20 protein-coding genes and 1 pseudogene are annotated in these 19,562 nt (G+C 65.9%); 9 read left to right on the top strand and 12 right to left on the bottom strand.

Annotated elements, in window-relative coordinates; translation table 11 throughout:
- Window positions 1-88: 88 nt before the first annotated feature.
- Entirely contained in the window at window positions 89-892 is an 804-nt protein-coding gene (locus SE91_RS03555; protein WP_197489417.1) for an acetoacetate decarboxylase family protein, read from the bottom strand.
- A 169-nt stretch (window positions 893-1,061) separates the two neighbouring features.
- Here SE91_RS03555 and xseA point away from each other — a divergent pair, with 169 nt between their 5' ends.
- Window positions 1,062-2,681, top strand: a complete 1,620-nt coding sequence (gene xseA / locus SE91_RS03550; protein WP_061850919.1) for an exodeoxyribonuclease VII large subunit — start codon at window positions 1,062-1,064, stop codon at window positions 2,679-2,681.
- Window positions 2,682-2,926: 245 nt separating this feature from the next.
- Here xseA and SE91_RS36840 read toward each other — a convergent pair whose 3' ends face one another.
- Together SE91_RS36840 and SE91_RS03545 are read right to left on the bottom strand one after the other, a co-directional pair.
- Window positions 2,927-3,076 carry a hypothetical protein gene (locus tag SE91_RS36840; protein WP_008570117.1) on the bottom strand — a complete coding sequence of 50 codons (150 nt, stop codon included), beginning with the start codon at window positions 3,074-3,076 and terminating at the stop codon, window positions 2,927-2,929.
- Window positions 3,077-3,300: 224 nt separating this feature from the next.
- The gene (locus tag SE91_RS03545) at window positions 3,301-4,122 is read right to left on the bottom strand and encodes a dienelactone hydrolase family protein (protein WP_061846603.1); all 822 of its coding nucleotides are present in this window, start codon (window positions 4,120-4,122) and stop codon (window positions 3,301-3,303) included.
- 173 nt (window positions 4,123-4,295) lie between these two features.
- On the opposite strand from SE91_RS03545, the gene SE91_RS03540 reads away from it, so the two are divergent.
- A complete protein-coding gene (locus SE91_RS03540; protein ID WP_060734860.1) occupies window positions 4,296-4,520 on the top strand; it encodes a DUF2093 domain-containing protein in 225 nt (74 codons plus the stop codon).
- A gap of 616 nt (window positions 4,521-5,136) precedes the next feature.
- Window positions 5,137-5,334, top strand: coding sequence for a hypothetical protein (locus SE91_RS35025; protein ID WP_245318297.1), 198 nt, complete (start codon window positions 5,137-5,139; stop codon window positions 5,332-5,334).
- A gap of 365 nt (window positions 5,335-5,699) precedes the next feature.
- Here SE91_RS35025 and SE91_RS03535 read toward each other — a convergent pair whose 3' ends face one another.
- The 7 genes from SE91_RS03535 to SE91_RS03505 form a co-directional block, all read right to left on the bottom strand.
- Window positions 5,700-6,035: a GYD domain-containing protein gene (locus tag SE91_RS03535; protein ID WP_060734859.1), complete on the bottom strand. Its 336-nt coding sequence runs from the start codon at window positions 6,033-6,035 to the stop codon at window positions 5,700-5,702.
- Between the two features lie 335 nt (window positions 6,036-6,370).
- Window positions 6,371-7,387, bottom strand: coding sequence for a tetraacyldisaccharide 4'-kinase (gene lpxK, locus SE91_RS03530; protein ID WP_061846602.1), 1,017 nt, complete (start codon window positions 7,385-7,387; stop codon window positions 6,371-6,373).
- A complete protein-coding gene (locus SE91_RS03525) occupies window positions 7,380-8,714 on the bottom strand; it encodes a 3-deoxy-D-manno-octulosonic acid transferase (RefSeq protein WP_082813655.1) in 1,335 nt (444 codons plus the stop codon). Before SE91_RS03525 ends, lpxK begins: the two co-directional genes overlap by 8 nt.
- Window positions 8,677-9,390, bottom strand: a complete 714-nt coding sequence (locus SE91_RS03520; RefSeq protein WP_061846601.1) for a lysophospholipid acyltransferase family protein — start codon at window positions 9,388-9,390, stop codon at window positions 8,677-8,679. The genes SE91_RS03525 and SE91_RS03520 overlap by 38 nt, the downstream gene beginning before the upstream one ends.
- Entirely contained in the window at window positions 9,387-9,629 is a 243-nt protein-coding gene (locus SE91_RS03515) for a DUF4170 domain-containing protein (RefSeq protein ID WP_061846600.1), read from the bottom strand. The genes SE91_RS03520 and SE91_RS03515 overlap by 4 nt, the downstream gene beginning before the upstream one ends.
- A gap of 61 nt (window positions 9,630-9,690) precedes the next feature.
- Window positions 9,691-10,509 (bottom strand): 3'(2'),5'-bisphosphate nucleotidase CysQ, encoded by an 819-nt coding sequence (locus tag SE91_RS03510; protein ID WP_061846599.1) that lies wholly within the window; start codon window positions 10,507-10,509, stop codon window positions 9,691-9,693.
- On the bottom strand, window positions 10,496-11,881 hold the full coding sequence (locus SE91_RS03505; RefSeq protein WP_061846598.1) for a TldD/PmbA family protein: 1,386 nt from the start codon (window positions 11,879-11,881) through the stop codon (window positions 10,496-10,498). The genes SE91_RS03510 and SE91_RS03505 overlap by 14 nt, the downstream gene beginning before the upstream one ends.
- 264 nt (window positions 11,882-12,145) lie before the next feature.
- Between SE91_RS03505 and SE91_RS03500 the strand changes: the two genes are divergently transcribed.
- A complete protein-coding gene (locus tag SE91_RS03500; protein ID WP_060734856.1) occupies window positions 12,146-12,664 on the top strand; it encodes a DUF6101 family protein in 519 nt (172 codons plus the stop codon).
- 112 nt (window positions 12,665-12,776) lie between these two features.
- Here the strand turns inward: SE91_RS03500 and ubiA are convergent, their stop codons facing one another.
- Entirely contained in the window at window positions 12,777-13,706 is a 930-nt protein-coding gene (gene ubiA, locus SE91_RS03495; RefSeq protein ID WP_061846597.1) for a 4-hydroxybenzoate octaprenyltransferase, read from the bottom strand.
- Window positions 13,703-14,365 (bottom strand): hypothetical protein, encoded by a 663-nt coding sequence (locus SE91_RS03490; RefSeq protein ID WP_060734854.1) that lies wholly within the window; start codon window positions 14,363-14,365, stop codon window positions 13,703-13,705. The genes ubiA and SE91_RS03490 overlap by 4 nt, the downstream gene beginning before the upstream one ends.
- A gap of 209 nt (window positions 14,366-14,574) precedes the next feature.
- On the opposite strand from SE91_RS03490, the pseudogene SE91_RS03485 reads away from it, so the two are divergent.
- From SE91_RS03485 to SE91_RS03465, 5 genes and pseudogenes are all read left to right on the top strand, one after another.
- Window positions 14,575-15,328, top strand: a pseudogene (locus SE91_RS03485) (16S rRNA (uracil(1498)-N(3))-methyltransferase).
- A 121-nt stretch (window positions 15,329-15,449) separates the two neighbouring features.
- A complete protein-coding gene (locus SE91_RS03480; protein ID WP_061846596.1) occupies window positions 15,450-16,598 on the top strand; it encodes an ATP phosphoribosyltransferase regulatory subunit in 1,149 nt (382 codons plus the stop codon).
- 3 nt (window positions 16,599-16,601) lie between these two features.
- Window positions 16,602-17,579, top strand: coding sequence for an ATP phosphoribosyltransferase (gene hisG / locus SE91_RS03475; protein WP_061846595.1), 978 nt, complete (start codon window positions 16,602-16,604; stop codon window positions 17,577-17,579).
- 85 nt (window positions 17,580-17,664) lie between these two features.
- Entirely contained in the window at window positions 17,665-18,711 is a 1,047-nt protein-coding gene (locus SE91_RS03470) for a glycosyltransferase family 2 protein (RefSeq protein ID WP_061846594.1), read from the top strand.
- A complete protein-coding gene (locus SE91_RS03465; RefSeq protein WP_061846593.1) occupies window positions 18,708-19,553 on the top strand; it encodes a ChbG/HpnK family deacetylase in 846 nt (281 codons plus the stop codon). Before SE91_RS03470 ends, SE91_RS03465 begins: the two co-directional genes overlap by 4 nt.
- The last annotated feature ends 9 nt before the right edge of the window (window positions 19,554-19,562 follow it).

The following is a 19,562-nucleotide window of genomic DNA, read 5'->3' as shown; positions in this document are numbered from 1 at the left end:
ACCATGCTCAACCCTCCCTTGCCTTGTGCGTGTTTCGTCCCGGTGGTCGCCGCCCGCACGTACATCGCATGCGGGCTGATCTTGTCGTTCAGGGCGTCAGCCGCTCGATGAGCCTGCGGTCCTCGACCTCGAAACCACCGCCATATACCTCCGACACCATGAAATGCGCGCCGAGGATTTCGGGCTCGAGCTCGGCGATCGGATCGTATTCGCTGGCGTGCAGCGTCATCGAGGCGCGGCCCGGGACCGGCTTGGAATATTTCAGCGGCGTGCGGCGATAGGCGACGTCCGCGTAAGCCACGCCGAGCCGCTCGGGATGCGGCAGACGGCGCACATGGATCTCGCCGGCCGGCAGCTCGTCGCCGTCGACGATGCGGACGATTGGTGCGGACGCATCCGGCGTGAAGGAGAAATCGGCCAGCGGAATTCCGCGGCGCCGGACCCAGCCGGTGATCGATCCGTCCGGATGCTCGTCGAAGGCGTAATGCGCGTCCTTCTTGGTGTAGCCGAAGACCTCGCGTCCGGCACAGATCCCCATGGGATCGCTGCAATACATGAAGATATGCGTCTCGGTGAACAGCCCCTTGTAGCGCACCGGCACCGAGATCATCAGGTCGAACATCTCGCCCGCGTGCACGGCAAGGGAATGGCCCGGCGACCGCATGAAGCGGAAGGCGACGCGGTCGCTCGCGATCTCGAACGGCGTGTCGGCGAGGAGGCTCGCGACCTTGCCCGGCGCGACGCGCGTCATGATCTCGACGGTTCGCAAGGTGCAGCCCCACTCGACTGGATAGGCCGGCGAATAGGGCGGATTGACCCCGCTGTTCGGCTTGAGCCGGTACGGCCCGAACATGCGTCCGCGTGGGTCGTCGGGATCAGTGACGATTGTCATCAGGAGCCGCTTCCTCGTTTTTATTTATGATTTCTTAATTTCATATATGAAAATGCGGTCAGTCAAGCGATGGCCGTCGGACCGTTCCAAGGCCAACGGAATCGATTGGCGCTGCGGCGCGAAAATCCCTAACGTCGCCCTCGACCCCAAAATGCCGAATCGTTTGCCGATGCCGCCTGCGGAACAACTGCTCAACGCGCCCGAATTCACCGTTTCCGAGCTCTCGCTGTCCCTGAAACGGACCGTCGAGGACGCCTTCGGCCATGTCCGCGTCCGCGGCGAGATTTCCGGCTTTCGCGGGGCCCATTCCTCCGGCCATTGCTATTTCGCGCTCAAGGACGAGAGCGCCAAGATCGAGGCGGTGATCTGGAAGGGCGTGCACACCCGCATGCGCTTCAAGCCCCAGGAGGGGCTCGAGGTCATCGCCACCGGCAAGCTGACGACCTATCCGGGCTCCTCGAAATACCAGATCGTGATCGAGGCGCTGGAGCCGGCCGGCATCGGCGCGCTGATGGCGCTGATGGAGGAGCGCAAGAAGAAGCTCGCCGCCGAAGGCCTGTTCGACGAGGCGCGCAAGCAGCTGCTGCCCTGGCTGCCGGAGGTGATCGGCGTCGTGACCTCGCCGACCGGCGCGGTGATCCGCGACATCCTGCACCGGCTGGAGGACCGCTTTCCCCGCCGCGTACTGGTGTGGCCGGTCAAGGTGCAGGGCGAAGGCTCGGCCGAGCAGGTCGCGGCCGCGATCCGCGGATTCAACGCGCTGCCCGAGGGCGGCAGGATTCCGCGGCCCGACGTTCTCATCGTCGCGCGCGGGGGCGGCTCGCTGGAGGACCTCTGGTCGTTCAACGAGGAGATCGTGGTGCGCGCGGCGGCCGAGAGCATGATCCCGCTGATCTCGGCGGTGGGGCATGAGACCGACATCACGCTGATCGACTTCGTCGCCGACAAGCGCGCGCCGACGCCGACGGCGGCGGCGGAGATGGCGGTGCCGGTGCGCAGCGAATTGTTCGTCGAGGTCGCCGATCTCGGACGCCGCACCCGCGCCTATTGGCAACGCGCGCAGGAGAGCCGCCGCAGCGAGTTGCGCGCCGCCGCACGCGCGCTGCCGGCGGCGGGTGACCTGCTGGCGATCCCGCGGCAGCGGCTGGATTCGGCGGGCGCGTCCCTGCCCCGCTGCCTCAAGGCCAATACGCATGCGCATTTCCGCAGGTTCACCGCCGCCGGCGCCAAGCTGACGCTACGCGTGCTGCACGGCCAGATATCGCAGGCCGATCACCGCCTCACCGTATGCGGCGAGCGGCTCGGTCTTTCCGCGCGTTCGCTCCTGCGGCGGCGGCGCGACCGCTTTGCCGGGCTGGAGGTTCGCCTGCGCGCTTCGAAGCTTTCGAACGCGCAGGCGCAGCGCAATGCGATTGCGCGTCAGCGCGAGCGTACGCATCGCCTGGCCGAGCGCGCCGGCCGCGCGGTGGTCACGCTGCTGCAGCGGCTCGATGCGCGCGTCGAGAACAGCGGCAAGCTGCTCTCCGCCTTGTCCTATCGCAGCGTGCTCGCGCGCGGCTTTGCGCTGGTGCGCGACGAGGCCGGCCATCCCGTGCATTCGGCCGACGCGATCGGTCCTGCCGCGCGTGTCGAGATCGAGTTCGCCGATGGACGCGTGGCCGCAACCGCAGATGCCGATCGCCCAGCGCCGGCAAAGCGCGCACCGGCGCAACCGAAGCCGGCCGCGGCGGACTCAAAGCCCGCGCCGAAGCGCGTGGCGAAGCCAGTGGATCAGGGCAGCTTGTTCTGAGGTGCGAGATCGACGCTGCGGCGAAGGTGTCATTCCCCGCGAAAGCGGGGAACCAGTACGCCGCGGCTTCTCGGCGACCGACAGGCGTCTCGGCGTACTGGACGCCGGTCAAGCCGGGCGATGACAGCGAGTGCGTGGAGGCGAGTCTAACCACAACCTCGTCATTGCGAGCGGAATCTTTCCGCGGAAGGACTCTGGATTGCTTCGTCGCAAGGGCTCCTCGCAATGACGTGTGGACAGCGGCCTTACCTACACGACAATCCCGCGTCGATCGTGGTCCAGAAGCCGCAATGTTCGACCGCGCGTTGAGGCGCGCCGGCGTGGGCTTCGAACAGGAAGATCGCGGCGGTGAAGACGACCAGGGCGGAGGCGAAAAGAACGATACGGCTGCGCATGTGACATGCGTTTAATCGACATCGTGGTCGAATGATGGCGTCACCGCGGGTTGAAACCTGAGCCGCGCGCGGTTCGTAGATTCCCGGTCGGCCATACTCCGTGCAGGGCGGTGGTCGATGCGGGGCTGTCCGCCTCAATTTGTTCCTCGGGCGGCCCCGCTTCCGCCTTCGCTCGCACCGAGCTACGGCGCGACAAGTCCGCCACAGAACCGCCAGCGTCGCGCTCACCGCGCCAGCCACTCCGCCACATCCTTTTGCGACTCGGCGCGCGCCTCGGCATCGGTGCCGAGATGGCCATGCTCGGGTGCGGCCAGATCGGTGCTGCCGGCGGCGTGGGGCGGCGTGTTGGCGCGGTCGAAATCGTGATCGGCGCCGGGATAGACCACGATGCGCGCGAGCGCGCTGCGGCCGCGTGCGCCGTCCACCATCTGGCGGCAGGCCGGCGGCGACGACACGTCGTCATCGGCGCCGATCAGCACCAGCGTCGGCACCCGCGTGCTCCAGCCGAGGCCGGCGGAGATGCGGCAATCGGGATAGAAAGCGACCGCCGCCCGGAAGTCCGGTCCGAGGTCCCGCGCGGCACTCTGCGGACGCACCGCCCAGAGCAGCGCGCTGGCACCGTTGGCCCAGCCGATCAGGCTGATGCGGTCACGCGCCACCCAGCTCTGCTTCATCAGCCAGGCGCGCGAGGCCGCAATGTCGGTGACGCGTTCGCGCCGCGTCTTGACGTGCATCTCCTTGACGCGGCATTGCGGCCCGAGTTCGCGCGAGCCGTAACTGTCGGGCAGCAGCACCGCATTGCCGGCCTTGAGCAGGCGCTCGGCCCAGTCGCGATAGCGCGGCAGGATGGTATCCGAACGGCCGCTGAGCCCGCCGCAACCATGCAGCGCGATCACGGCCGGAAACGGCCCCTCACCCTCGGGCTTGTAAAGCTGTGCATGCAGGATGCCCGACGACAGCGGAATGTCGACCTGCTGCGGCATGGGCGCGGCGTGCGCGGCCGACATCAGCAGCATCAGGAACAGAGCGGTCAGCCGAAGGCGCATCGGTTGCGTCCATATCCTTCGGCCAAGCTCTATCACGTGGAAACGGCGCCAAATCATCACAAACCGGTGGGTTTACCGGGCGGACAAGCCACCCTATTTATGCTACATCCAGCCCGACACATCGTGCCCTCCGGGTTTTTCCAGGGAGCGGCCTTCCACGGAGACTTTCGACCGTGCTGAACAAGTTCGGCCCCTCGGGCCATGGCGAAGCGCAGGTGCAGTATCTCGACGGCGATTTCCGCGTGATCTCGCCGGGGACCTATGTGCGCTGCGCGATCACCGACACGCGCATTCCGCTCGACGAGCTGAAGTATTGGAGCGTCGACCTGCAGGAGGCCTACGCCACGCCGACTGCCGTGCTGCAGCGGCATTTTCCAGGCGCGCTGAAGCAGGCGTGATCCTTCGGCTGGCGTAGGGTGGGCAAAGCGAAGCGTGCCCACCTTCGCTGTCTCAGTTGCGAACAGACGGTGGGCACGGCGCGTTGCACCTTTGCCCACCCTACGAGACCGCGTTCGTGGCACCGTTCGGCTATTGCTCGGGACCATCGGTGCCCACGCAAGTCAGTTTCATCGAACTCTCCCGATCGTACGTAAGCGATAGGCGTTTTGCGATGAATGTGGCCTGAATAGCGGGCCACTGACGGAGAGGCTGAGCAGCGTCGAGTTATCGCGATCGACCTGGCTGGTGCTCTCAAACTACCGTGACTTACTTCGCGACGATCCGCATTGCATCGCGCCGTACATGCACTCTGTGGTTAGTCTCTTCGCGTTGAGGTTGGATTCTTCATTGCGAATCGGCGCCCTCAAGTTGTTTGACGAAGTCTTGGTGAAACAGAAGGCTGCTAGGCTGCGTGTTAGGTAATCGGTCCTGCTCTTTTCACCGCACAGACAATCAAGTCGCGGGCAATTCGGAATCGGCGCGATCTGTGAACGGGCTCACATCGAAGGGCCATCTGGCGGACTACGATCACCCCGGAAAATGCACGGCGGCACATCGGTAAATCGAAAGTCAACGATGGGGGTGCTCATGCCCACCATACTAGACATGCTCTATCGTGAATATTGCCGCGCCCGCCTCGCCGAAATGCGGAAGCAGCTTCTGATCTCGGCCCGACGCTCTGAAGCTCTCGAAGCGCATGATCATCTCGCGCATCTGGATGATGATGAGAGGGCGGACGCGCATCGCAATGCCAATGACGGCACAACGAACTGAAGCGGGGGCGAGGACCGGCAACTCCCGCGCGCCAAACTGGCAACGGTTTGGGAGGCAACGATGAATACACCCGAATGTTATACTGTGATGGTGGCCTGCGTCTCGTGCCTGACCATTGTCGGATTGATCGCCGTTGGGGCGTGGTGAACGCAACCCATCGCTGAACCGCGATCGAAGGCCATCACCGGGTCGGCCGGCGACACGTTCAGCCTGGCCATGGCGCCCGCGCGGCACGCCCTCCACCGCATGGCGCGTCAAAGCACGCCGAAGGCCTCCGCCTCGCGTCGCCTGGCGACGGTGATTCTGTTGGCGTGAGCGTCGCCGCCGCGTCGTCCGACTGCGGCGGCTTCGCTTCGATCAGATCGTCAGCTTCCAGGCGGGCTATACGAAGAACGCAGCTTCGCCGCGTTCTGGCGCACCTGCTTGATCTCGTCCTGCGTGAACAACCTCGTCAGCTTCACGTTCTGAAGCGTGCCCGCCGTGACGGTCAGGCCGGAAATGGCCGGAGCCGCAGCGGGATCAGGCACATCGAAAATCACCAACACGCCAGGGCCATCGGCCGCAACGCTGTACATCGAGATCAGCTTTCCTCCGGCTGCCTCGATGAGTTTTCGAGCCGCCTCCTGGCGATTGGTCGTGGGGTTTTCCAAAATGGCGTTGAGAGCGCGTGGTGTGTATTGTCCGGTGAGGCAAAAATGCATGGCATGTTCTCCTCTGCGCTTTGACGATAATTCTCCCTGCCGTTGCGAACGGGTCGTTACGGCCGCTGGATCTAAAATGGTAAAGATACGTTGCCCGCCGTGGGCATAAACGCCGCCAATGATTGCCGGGAGTTCGGCACGTCCCGGTGACGGCTCTGCTGCAAGGCTACATCAACTTGCGAAGGTGCGGAAGATATTTCGTCAGCCGCGGTATGTGACCTCGGTTCACACGATGCATCGCGTTGCATGAACGATCTTTCCATCACCATGGATTCCACGGCGGGAGAGCGATAGGCAATCCGACCCATTGCGCAGTCGCTTTGCTCGCAAGGAGATCAGCGCCTGCCAAACCTTCGCTCACGCGCCGCGTAGAGATGATCACTGATCAGCTGCCTCAGCCTTGCAGGATCGTCGAACTCGAGCCGGACGGCGAACGGCACGATGCCGTCAGGCACGCCCGCTCTGCCGCGCAGGCGTGCAAGATCCTTTTCCGTGGTCACCAGCGTGAGCTGCGCGCGCTGCGCGTCCGTCGCGAGCGCTGCGATCTCCTCGTTCGAGAACATGTGGTGATCGGCGAAGGCACGCGTGTGCGCGACGTCGATGCCGCTCGCGCGCAACGCGCGGAAGAAGCGTTCGGGATCGCCGATGCCGGCGAAGGCAAAGACCCGCTTGCCGAGCAGCTGCGAGACCGAGTCCGCATCGGGCTTCAATCGCGCCCGCAGCTCCGGCTTGTCGCGCTTGGCCAGCTCCGAGGCGACCTCGTTGGCGGCACGTCCGTCACCGATCAGCACCAGCGCGTCGGTACGCGCGAGCTGTACGCTGAGCGGCGCGCGCAAGGGGCCGGCGGGAAACACATGGCCGTTGCCGAGACCGCGCTCGCTGTCGATCACGATCAGCGAGGCGTCCTTGAGGAGGCGCGGGTTCTGGAAGCCATCGTCCATCAGGATCACGGTCGCGCCCTGCGACTTCGCCAGCGCGACTCCGTCGAGACGATCGCGTGCAACCGCAACGGGGACATCGCGCGCCATCATCAGGGGCTCATCGCCGACGTCGGCCGCGTCGTGACGCGTCCGATCGACCATCAGCGGACCCTTCAGGCGCCCGCCATATCCGCGGCTGAGCACCACCGGGGTCTCGCCGAGCTCGCGCAAGAGCTTGGTCAGCGCCAGCACGGTCGGCGTCTTGCCGGCACCGCCGACGTGATAGTTGCCGACGCAGATCACGGGGATGCCGCCGTCAACGCCCTTGCGGAGCATGCGCCGTTCGGTGATGGCGCCGTAGAGCGCTCCGAGCGGCCATAGCGCGTAGGACGGGAGAGAACGTGGCCGGTACCAAAAGGCCGGCTCACGCATTGGCGGCTCCCATCTCGATGGTCAGCTGCAGCAGATAGGGCTCGAGCGCAGTCATGGTGCGGTCGAGCGCGCCACCGAGCTGCTCGACCACGCCTGCGCCCGCGCGCTGCATCTTGTCGCGCAGGGCGGGATCCGCCAGCAACTGGCCGAGCTGCTTGACCAAGGCCTCCTGCGTGTCGGCCTGGCGCGCCCCGCCGCTGTGATCGAGCGCCTCGTAGACGTCGGCGAAATTGAAGACGTGGGGGCCGTGGACGATGGCGGCACCGAGCTTGATCGCCTCGATCGGATTCTGCCCGCCATGATGGATCAGCGATCCGCCCATGAACACGATCGGCGACAGCCGATAGAACAGGCCGAGCTCGCCCATGGTGTCCGCGACATAGACGTCGGTCGTCGCGGTCGGCAGCTCCTCGCGCGAGCGCAGCGCCGGCTTCAGGCCGGACGCGGTGATCAGCCCTGCGATCGATGAGCCGCGGTCGGGATGGCGCGGCACGACCACGGTCAAGAGCTGCGGGAAGAAACCGGACAGGCTGCGATGCGCAGCGATCAGCATCTCGTCCTCGCCCGGATGGGTCGAGGCCGCGACGATGATGGGACGCCCGCGCGTCATCGCCATCAGCCGTTCGAGCCTGGCAGGATCGGCCGGCGGCGCCGGCACGTCGAGCTTGAGATTGCCCGTGGTGAGGACATCGCGGCCGCCGAGCGCGGAAAATCGCTCGGCATCGGTCTTCGACTGCGCGAGACAAATGTCGAACCGCGACAGCAGCGCCGAGATGGTGCCGTGCATGCGCCGCCAGCGCGGGAAGGAACGCGGCGACATCCGTCCGTTGATCAGCACCATCGGCACCCGGCGCGCCGCGCCGGCAAGGATCAGGTTCGGCCACAGATCGGATTCGATGAACAGCGCCAAAGACGGCTTCCAATGGTCGAGGAAGCGCGCGACATAGCGCGGGGAATCATACGGCACGTATTGATGGATGACGTCGGGCGGAAAGCGCTTTGCCACGACGGCGGCCGAGGTGACGGTGCCTGACGTCAGCAGGATGCGCAGATTGAGATCGCGCAGCCGCTCGATCAGCGCGGCCGCAGCCAGCACTTCGCCGACACTGGCGCCGTGGATCCAGACCAGCGGACCGTGCGGCCGCACATCCTGGCTAAGGCCCCGTCGCTCGCCGACACGCGCGGGATCCTCCTTGCCCTGCTTCAGGCGCCGCTTGATCAGCGCAGGCGCAAGCGGGACCAGGCCGCTCGCCAGGCGCCGGTACATCCGCAGCGTGATGGGTAGCGAGTTAGGCATCTTCCGGTCCCGGGCGGCCGAGCTGCGCATAGGCGCGGCGGGTCGCCTCGTTCAGCGTCTCCTCCAGCTCCAGCCGCAGCGCCTCCATGGTGGCGGCGTCGGCGTCCGCGGGAACGTGGATCTCCTTGATGCCGACCAATGCGCCCCGCCCGAATGGCAGATTGATGGTGGTGCGGTCCCAGTTCTCGAGCCGGATGAAGCGGCTGGTCGCCATCGCAAAAGGCATGATCGGCCGCCCCGATTCCCGTGCCAGCATGATGATGCCGAGCCCGGCCACGCGTGAGCGCTTGGGGACATCGGCGGTCAGCGCGACATTACAACCGTCCTGGAGCGTGCGCACCATTTCCTTGAAGGCGCCCACACCACCTTTGCGGTGGAAGGCGCCGCCATGGTCGCCGGAACCTCTGATCGTGCCGATGCCGAGCCGCTCGGCGGCGATCGCGTTGAACTCGCCGTCGCGGTGACGGGAGATCAGCACCTTGGCCCGATACCAGTCCTTGTTCTTGATGAAGGGCGTGAGGAAATGCTGGCCGTGCCAAAAGGCGAAGATCGCCGGGATCTGCGGCTCGACGAGGTCATAGACGCCGGGCGGATCGAACGTGAATCTGTTGGTCCGCCAGACAAAGCGCAGATATTCGGCCGCCAGGACCCCGACGGCACGCTGAACGAAGCTGCTTCGCAGCGTATTGCGAAGCAGTTTTTTCAACGCGCCGGTTCTTGATTGGGATCGAGCAGCCGGTGCAGATGGACGATGAAATAGCGCATCTGCGCGTTGTCGACCGTGCTCTGCGCCTTGGCCCGCCAAGCCGCGTGGGCGCTGGCATAATTGGGATAGAGGCCGACGATCTCGACGTCGTCGAGATTTTTGAAGGTATTGTGCTCGAGGTCGACGAGCTCGCCGCCGATGACGAGGTGAAGCAGTTGTTGCGGGGCACTATCTGGCATGGGTTCTGTTCCTAACGGGCTGCCCGGCAAAGCAGTCTTCGACAAGCACGACGAAGGCGCTTCAGGCCAAGGGGCGGTTTCGAAAATGCGCGACAATGCCCGCATGACGATCGCGCCCCGCTGCCACCAGCACCCCGTGCGCCACTTCCCGGCGGTTATAGAGGATGGGTTCTCCGGAGAGGTCGCTCATCCTACCATCCGCTTCCTGCACGATCAAATCCGCCGCCGCAAGATCCCAATCATGGCTGTTGCCCCCCGCAAAAGCCGCATCCAGTGCGCCATGCGCGACCCGGCACAGACGCAGCGCCAGCGAGCCGATTCGCCGATGCAGCTTGATCTCGCCGAGAGAGGGCTTCAGGCGTTCGACCAGCGGCTTCGGGCCGGCGACGCGCGCGAAGTCGAGCTCGGATCCGGACGACGTCCGCACCGGCTTGTCGTTGAGCGTCGTGCCCTGGCCGCGAGCCGCGAAGAAGAACTCGTCACTGGACGGGGCGAACACCGCCGCCAGCACCGGCGAGGCATCCCGGACCAGCGCGACACTGACGCACCACTCGTCATGGCCGCCGAGATAATTTCGCGTGCCGTCGATAGGATCGACGATCCAGGTCAGCGGCCGCGACAGCCGCGCCGCATCGTCGGCGCTTTCCTCGGATAGCCAGCCATAGTCGGGCGTCGCATTGCGCAGGCGCGCTTCGAGGAGATCGTTGACCGCGATGTCGGCTTCCGAGACCGGCGAGGACGCGCCCTTGGTCCACTTCCTCAGCTCGGTGCGGAACATCGACTGCGCCAATGCGCCCGCGTCCCGCACCGTCGCCTTCAGCAGCGCCGCATCGCGCGTCAGGATGGTCGCGTCGAGGGATTGCGCGTCAGCGTCCGCCAAGCGTCAAGCCCTCGATGCGCACCGTCGGCGCATTGATGCCGTAGCGGAACTCGAGATTGTTCGCCGGCTGCATCGACTTGAAGATCTCGAACAGATGGCCGGCGATCGTGACTTCGCTGACGGGGTACGTGATCTCGCCGTTCTCGATCCAGAAGCCGGAGGCGCCGCGGCTGTAATCGCCGGTGACACCGTTGACGCCGGAGCCGATCAAATCGGTAACGTAGAAGCCCTGCTTGATGTCGGAGATCAGCTCGGCCGCGCTCGGCGTGCCGGGCTCGAGATGCAGATTGTACGGCCCGGGCGAGGGCGAGGATGAGACGCCGCGATGGGCATGGCCCGTGGTGGTAAGACCGAGTTCGCGCGCGGTGGCGCAATCGAGCAGCCAGGTGGTCAGCACGCCCTCGTCGACCAGCGCGATCTTCTTCACCGCGACGCCTTCGGCATCGAAGGTCTGCGAGCGCAGGCCGCGCTTGCGCAGGGGATCGTCGACGATGCGGATGTTCTTGGCAAACAGCTGCTGACCGAGCTTGTCCTTCAGGAAGCTGGTCTTGCGCGCGATCGAAGCGCCGTTGATGGCGCCGACGACATGGCCGACCAGCGAGCCGGCAACGCGCGGATCGAACACCACAGGCACCTTGCAGGTCTCGACCTTGCGCGGATTGTGGCGCGCCACGGTGCGCTCGCCGGCGGAACGGCCGACGATTTCAGGCGACAAGAGATCGGCGCCGTGCGGCGCCGAAGTGAAGTCGTAGTCGCGCTCCATGCCGGTGCCTTCGCCCGCTATGGCGGTGGCGGAAATGCCCTGGCTGGAGCGCAGATAAGAGCCGTGGAAGCCGGTCGAAGTGACGAGCACCATACCGCCGATGCCGGCGGAGGCGGAGGCGCCGCCGGATTTGGTGACGCCCTTGACGGCGAGCGCGGCAGCTTCGGCCGCAAGCGCGCGGCGCTCGAGCTCCGAGGTCGTGGGCACGTCGGGATCGAGCAGGTCGAGATCGGGGAAGTCGCGCGCGAGCAGCGCGGGATCGGCGAGGCCGACATATTTGTCGTCGGGCGCGACACGTGCCATGGCCACCGCGCGCTCGGCGAGCTTGGTGACGGCATCGCCGCTGACGTCGTTGGTCGAGACCACCGCCTGGCGCTGGCCGACCAGCACGCGCAGACCGACATCGTCGCCTTCGGAGCGCTCGGATTCCTCGACACGGCCGTCACGCACCTCGACGCCTTGCGAGACGCCGCGCACTGCGACCGCATCGGCCGCATCTGCGCCGGCGCGCTTGGCCGCCTCGACCAGCCGCTGCGCGAGATCGGAGAGCGCGGACTGATCGAACAGGTCGCGATGGGCTGTGGTCGTCGAGCTTGGTGAAGAGTTCACGAACGAAATCCTGTTGGGGCGGGGTTCGGGACCGGAACCCACAAATGTGCCCTGATGGCGCGGACTTCAAGCATTTTCAGCCCGTCAAAAGCTCAGATTCGCGACTTCGGCGCAACGTCTCGTCAATCATGCGTGCCAAGGTCTTGTCAATCATGAGCCGCAGTGACGGTGGGTTAACCAGCCTTTTTAAGCGGTTTCGGAAAGGGGCGCGCTAAGGTCCTCGCATCGACCGGGAACATAATCCCGGCGGGGAGAACTAAAGCCGTGAGGCGTCAAACAGCAACATGCGGGGTCGCTCCCGCCGGGTCGAGCCGCTCCCTGCGGCTCGACCCTCTTTCCCTTCCGGTCCGCTTCGATGCGCATGATCCGCGCGCCGACGGACATGTCAGGCAGATCGAGCTTCATCGCGAGCGTGTCGTGTTGCGCCGTGCCGTGCGCGGCATGCAGATGGCCATCAACGTGCGCGTCAGCGACTTCACTGGCGTCGCGCTCCGCGGCAATGACGAGGCGCAGGCCCTCGTCCTCGTGCATCGCGATCCCTCGCTCTCCGTTCCGCTGCTGGTCGGCGCCGATGGCGACGAACTCACGCAAGCCTGGGCGATCTGGAGCGAAATCTTCGCGCTGCCGCAGCTCGACGAAGGCGCCCGCAAGCCCGCACCGCGCCGCCGCCGCGCCAACGCGATCCGCGCCCGCCGCCCGAAATTTCTGATGCGCCGGCGCATCGCGATGACGCGCGAGCTGACGGTTCATCAGGGTGAGCGCGAGATCATCGCAAGGAACTAAGCGGCAATTACAGGTGCCGTAGGGTGGGCAAAGCGAAGCGTGCCCACGTTCTTGTCAATCATTGAGAAATGGTGGGCACGGCGCAAACGCGCCTTTGCCCACCCTACGAGAGCTACGCCCGCATCACCGCGTCGGCGAGCAATCCCGCAAACAGCAATAGGCCCGCATCCCTGTTCGACTTGAACAGGCGCAGGCACAGCTCGGGATCGTCGATCCGGAGCCGCACGATCTGCGATGCCAGATGCACGGCGAAGGCGGTCAGCCCGAGCCAGGCCGGCCAGCGCGCATCGCCGGAGGCCAGCGCGACTCCGATCAGCATCACCGAGAGGCCGTAGAACAGGATCAGCGCCTGATGCGTGTGCGCACCGAACAGGCGCGCGGTGGATTTGATACCGATCAGCGCGTCGTCCTCGGTATCCTGATGCGCGTAGATCGTGTCATAGCCGATCACCCAGGAGATCGCGCCGGCATAGAGCACGAGCGCGGTGAGGTCGATGCGCCCGAAGGTGACGGCAAAGCCCATCAGGGCGCCCCAGGAGAAGGCCAGGCCGAGCACGATCTGCGGCCACCAGGTGATGCGCTTCATGAAAGGATAGATCGCGACGATCAACAGCGAGGCGATGCCGGTCAGGACTGCGAAGCGGTTGAACTGCAACAGCACCACGAGGCCGATCAGCGCCTGCGCGATCATGAACACCAGCGCCTGCTTGGTGGTCACTTGCCCTGACGGCAGCGGCCGCGAGCGGGTGCGCTCGACCTTGTCGTCGAGATCGCGGTCGGTGATGTCGTTCCAGGTGCAGCCGGCCCCGCGCATGACGAAGGCGCCGATGAAGAACAGCACGATGGTGAGCGGCAGGCCGCGGACGTCATGCGCGATGCCGGCGGCGAGCGCCGCCGACCACCAGCACGGCATCAGCAACAGCCAGGAGCCGATCGGACGGTCGAAGCGCGACAGGCGCAAATATGGTCGCGCCCATGGCGGCGCGAGCGTATCGACCCAGTTGCCGGTGGAGTCGGCAACGCGGGCGGATGTATCGCTCATCGAGTCAGGACGTTGCCGTTGAGCGTATCGAAGGTGCTGCCGCCCTTCTTGCCGGCATTGGCCTCAGGCGCCGAGCCCGAACCCAGCACCTCGCTCAGTGAGGGGCCTGCCGGACCGCGCGGCTGGTTCTGCATCTGCTGCGCAACGTTGCAGACCTTGGTCGCCATGGCCTCGGTGTTCTTGTGGCCGGCCTTCATCTGGTCACCGACCTGCGCCGGAATTCCGCATTTGGCGGCGTTGGTCTCGATGTACTTGATCATCTTCGTTTCAGCCTGGCTGAAATTGCGGATCAGCTTGCAGGCCTCGTCCGGCGGCGCATGACGATCGCTCGCGGCCTTGATCAGCTTGCCGCGCTTCTCGGCTTCCTCGCGCAAGGGAATAAAGGCCTTCATGCAGTCCTCGCCGGGACCGGCTTGCGTCGGCGGAGCCGCGCTGAAAGCGCCGGCGCCGCCGAGCGGGGCAGCACCGTTCACGGGAAACGAGGATTGCGGCGCGGTGCCGACCGACGCGGAGGGCGCCGAGCCGTTCACGGGCGGAAACGGCGAACTGCTTGCAGCCTGATTGGGCAGCGGCGCCGGGAACGCGCTTTGCGCGTCAGCGCCAGCGACGCCCAGGGTGACCATGGCGGCAGTGATCGGAACCATCAAATGACGGATCATCAAGATAGTCTCTCCGGCAGGATCTTACGGGTTCGACGTCTTCCCAATTGAAGCGCAACCAGCGTGTTCGCGTTTTTACGATTCCCGCCGACGCTTAACAACCCGTGGAATTGGGCAAGAGCGCGGCGCTGGGACGCACCATTCTGGCAATATTTACCCCCAAAACTACGGGTTTCGGTTAAGAACGGCGGCAAATCGGACCTTAGACGATGCCTGCCCACGATTTTTCGCGCCCCCCGCCTGTTCGTCGACGCTACCCTGACTCAGGACGCCAGGGTCCCGCTCGACCGCGACCAGAGCAATTATCTCGGCAATGTGCTGCGGCTTGCCGCCGGGGCGGAGGTCCTGGCCTTCAACGGCCGTGACGGCGAGTGGCAGGCGGCCATCGAAGGCCGCAAGCGCCCGGACGGCCTCGTCATCCTCCAGCAGACCCGGCCCCAGGACCGGCTTGCCGACCTCGCCTACGTCTTCGCCCCGCTCAAGCATGCCCGTCTCGACTACATGGTGCAGAAGGCCATCGAGATGGGCGCGGCAAGGCTTCAGCCGGTCCTGACCCGGTTCACCCAGGCCTCCCGGGTCAACACCGAGCGGATGCGGGCCAATGTCGTCGAGGCCGCCGAGCAATGCGGCATTCTGAGTATCGCCACCGTGGCCGAGCCGGTGGCGCTGGAGCGCTTCCTCAGCCAGCGGCCGGCCGACCGCCTGCTGATCTTCTGCGACGAGGCGGCGGAGGTCGAAGACCCCATCCAGGGCCTCCAGAGCGCCCGGAAGACCGGCCAGGGTATTGACGTGCTGATCGGCCCCGAAGGCGGCTTCGCCGAGGAAGAGCGCGCGCTGCTGCTGCGGCAGCCGAAGTTCCTGCGACTGGCGCTGGGGCCCCGGATCATGCGGGCCGACACAGCCGCGGTGGCGGCCTTGGCGCTGGTGCAGGCAGTCCTCGGCGATTGGGGCAAGTCCGCCTGATCCCGGCATTGCCCGCCTGTTAAGCGATTGATCCTTTGGAGGTCGAAACCGCCTATCTACCATGCTAAGGGCTGCGCAACTTCCCTCCCTGCCCGGTTCCACCGGGACGATGGACCCCGTTATGACCGCGACTGCCACCTCAAATGCTGCCGGCTCCGCCTGGGCGGATACGCTGCTCTTGTCGTTCGCGCAGGCGGGCTATGTCAGGGCCGAGCCCGCGATCCTGCAGCCGGCCGAGCCGTTCCTGGACCTCTCCGGCGAGGACATCCGCAAGAGCCTGTACCTGACCACGGACCTCTCCGGCGAGGAGCTCTGCCTGCGCCCGGACCTGACCATTCCCGTGGCGCGCGATTACCTCGCCTCAAGCCGCGCCGGCCAAGCGGCCGGGTTCAGCTATCTCGGTCCGGTGTTCCGTTACCGCAGCGGCCAACCCAGCGAATTCCTCCAGGCCGGCATCGAATCCTTCGGCCGCCAGGACCGCGCCGCAGCCGACGCTGAGATGCTGGCGCTGGCGCTGGAGGCGACCGCGGCCTTCGGCGTCGGCGACGTCGAGATTCGCACCGGCGACGTCGCGCTGTTCAATGCCCTGCTCGACGCGCTGGATCTCTATCCGGTCTGGCGCCGTCGCCTGATCAAGGATTTCAAGCGCAAGATCAGCCTGGAGCAGGATCTGGAGCGGCTCACGGCTGCAACCACCGCGACCCGCAGCGAATATGAGGGCGTGCTCGCCGCGCTTGCCGGCTCCGACCGCAAGGCGGCGCTGGCCTTCGTCACCGATCTGATGTCGATTGCCGGCACCACCAATGTCGGCGGCCGCACCACGGCCGAGATCGCCGACCGCTTCCTCGAGCAATCTACCCTCAAGGGCGGCGCGCTGCCGCGCGAGGCCATCACCGTGCTCAAGCGCTTCCTGGCGATATCAGGCAATCCCGACGACGCCGTCGCGGAGCTGCGCGCACTCACGGCGGACGCCAAGCTCGATCTCAGGGCTGCGATCGACCAGTTCGAAAGCCGGGTCGGCTTCATGGCGGCGCGCGGCATCGACGTGAAGCTGGCGCGCTTTTCCACCGCATTCGGACGTGGGCTCGACTATTACACCGGCTTCGAGTTCGAGTTGCACCACAGGGGCAACGGTGCCGAGCCGCTGGTCGCCGGCGGCCGCTATGACGGGCTGATGACCCAGCTCGGATCAGTCGAGCCTATCCCCGCGGTCGGGTTCTCGGTCTGGGTGGATGCGCTGACCAGGATCGGCCGCAAGGTGGGAGCTTAAGCTATGAGCGCGCCATTCGTTCTGGCCGTTCCCTCCAAGGGCCGCCTTCAAGAAAACACCGAAGCGTTCTTTGCCCGCGCCGGGCTCAAGCTGTCGAAGGCCGGCGGCGCCCGCGACTATCGCGGCACGATCGCGGGCCTCGACAATGTCGAGGTCGCCTATCTCTCGGCGAGCGAGATCGCCTCGCAATTGTCGCGCGGCTTTGCGCATCTCGGCGTCACCGGCGAAGATCTGGTGCGCGAGACCATCGCCGATGCCGACAACCGCGTGTCCCTGATCGAAGGGCTCGGCTTCGGCTATGCCGACGTCGTCGTCGCGGTGCCGCAGGCCTGGATCGACGTCCGCACCATGGCCGACCTCGACGACGTCACCACCGGCTTCCGCGAGCAGCATCACATGCGGATGCGGGTCGCGACCAAGTTCATCAATCTCACCCGCGCTTTCTTCCAGAGCCACGGCATCACCGATTACCGCATCGTCGAAAGCGCCGGCGCGACCGAAGGGGCGCCCGCGGCCGGCAGCGCCGAGCTGATCGTCGACATCACCACGACCGGCGCCACGCTCGCCGCCAATGGCTTGCGGGTGCTCGACGACGGCGTGATCCTGCGCAGCCAGGCCAATCTGGTCGCGTCGAAAGATGCCGACTGGTCGCCGCAGGCGCGGGAGACCGCGCGCATCATTCTCGATCACATCGCGGCGCGGGCGCGGGCCAACAAATATCGCGAGGTCCGCACCCGCTTCCGGCAGTGCGACGCCGCCCTGCTCGGCGAAGCCCATAGCCGGTTCGGCGTCGAGGCCCCGTTTGGCGGACCGACCTCGTCAGGCATGTTAACGCTGCACTGCCCTCCGGGGCAGCTTTACGCGCTGGCGAGCTTCCTGCGCGAGCATGGCGCCGAGACCGTCTCGGTGGTTTCGCTCGACTACGTGTTCGACCGGGAGAACCCGCTGTTCGCCAAGCTCGAAGCGTTCCTGCGGCGGTGAACCCGGTTTCGTTCAGCGTAGCGACAGCAAACGGCAGCTACCATATGCTGTCGAGAAGACCTGAAGGCATCTGGAACCTTGATCGATGACGCTGGGCTCTGACGTATCCGGCATGACGACCACAGCGGCCGGCGCCGCCGCGAAGGGACTGTCGATTGTCGTCCCCGTCTACAACGAGGCGGCGGGCCTTGCCGCCCTGCACCAACGGATCTGCGAGCTCGCGAAAACCTTGCGCCAGCGCTATCGCCTGGCTTGCGAGGTCGTCTATGTCGATGACGGCAGCAAGGACGCTACGCTGTCGATCGCCCGCAGCCTTCCGGCCGACGCGATCGGCGTCCAGGTGGTCTCGCTCTCGCGCAATTTCGGCAAGGAGGCGGCGCTGATGGCCGGCCTCGACCATGCCCGGCTCGGCGCCGTCATGTTCATGGACGGCGACGGCCAGCATCCGCCGGCCCTGATCGAGCAGTTGGTGCGGCACTGGATCGATGACGGCTACGACGTCGTCTACACCGCCAAGGCGCATCGCGACAACGAGCCCTTCCTGCGCCGCGTCGCCGTGCACGGCTTCTACGCGCTGATCAATTGGGGCGCGCGGCAGAAGATTCCGGAGGACGCCGGCGACTTCCGCCTGCTCTCGCCGCGCGCGGTCGCCGCCCTGCGGCAATTGCCCGAGCGCAACCGCTTCTTCAAGGGCCTGGCCAGCTGGATCGGCTTCCGCCAGATCCGCGTCGACTACGAACCGGCGGCACGCGCCCATGGCGTCACCACCTTCAACGCTGCCAGCCTGCTCGGCCTGTCGATCGAGGGCCTGACTTCGTTCTCGGTGGCACCGCTGCGCTTCGCCAGCCTGCTCGGCGTCATCCTCGCCGGAGGCGCCTTCCTGTTCGGCCTTTCGATCCTGTGGGAGGTGTTCACGACCGGCAAGCAGGTGCCCGGCTATCCATCGCTCGTGATCGGCCTGATGACGATCGGCGGCGTACAGCTCATCATGATCGGCATCGTCGGCGAATATATCGGCAAGATCCTGTCCGAGCTGAAGGCGCGCCCGATCTACTTCGTGGCCGAGCACAGCGAAAAGCACGTCGACACCGACAACGCTGAGGATGCTTCGAAGAGGACGGCGGCCGAATGAATGCGGCCGCAGGCCTGCGGCGAATCTGGCTCTGCGCCGACGATTACGGCATGAGTCCGGGCGTCAACCGCGCCATCCGCGACCTGATCGAACGCGGCCGCCTCAACGCGACCTCGGTGATGATGGTGGGACCTGCGATCGGGCGCGGCGAGATCGAGGCGCTGGAAGCGGCAGCCAAGTCGAGCCCGCGCTGCGCGATCGGACTGCACGTGACGCTGTCGGCCCCGTTCCGGCCGCTGACCATGCACTTCCGTCCTCTGGACGGCGACATGTTCATGCCGTTTCCAAAACTGCTGCGCGCCGGCTTGACGCGGCGGCTCGACCGCGAATTCATCCGCAACGAGGTGAAGGCGCAGCTGACGGCCTTCATGGAAGCATTCGGACGCGCGCCCGACTTCGTCGACGGTCACCAGCATGTGCAGCTCTATCCGCAGGTGCGGGACGGCTTCATCGATGCCGTCAGCGACGGTGCGCCAAATGCCTGGGTGCGTCAGGGCGGCCGCGATCTGCCGCTCAGACAGCGGCTGGCCTCGCCGAAGGCCATGGTGCTCGACATCCTCAGCGCGCAATTCCGCCGCCGCGCCGCGGGTGCCGGGCTCAGCTTCAATCCCGGCTTTGCCGGCGCCTACGACTTCACCCGCGCCGCTGATTTCGGCGAGTTGATGCGGCAGTTTCTGGACGGCCTGCCGGATGGCGGTCTCGTGATGTGCCACCCCGGCTTCGTCGACGAGATCCTCGTCGGCCTCGACCCGATGACGGAGGTTCGCGAACGCGAGCACGCCTATCTCGCCGGCGATGCCTTCCCACGTCTATTGGCAGACAGCGGCGTCACGCTCGAGTGAAATCGGTCA

Origin of the sequence: Bradyrhizobium sp. DOA1, from assembly GCF_001593325.1 — a bacterium.
GTDB lineage: Bacteria > Pseudomonadota > Alphaproteobacteria > Rhizobiales > Xanthobacteraceae > Bradyrhizobium.
This window is presented reverse-complemented; position numbering and strand designations above follow the sequence as displayed.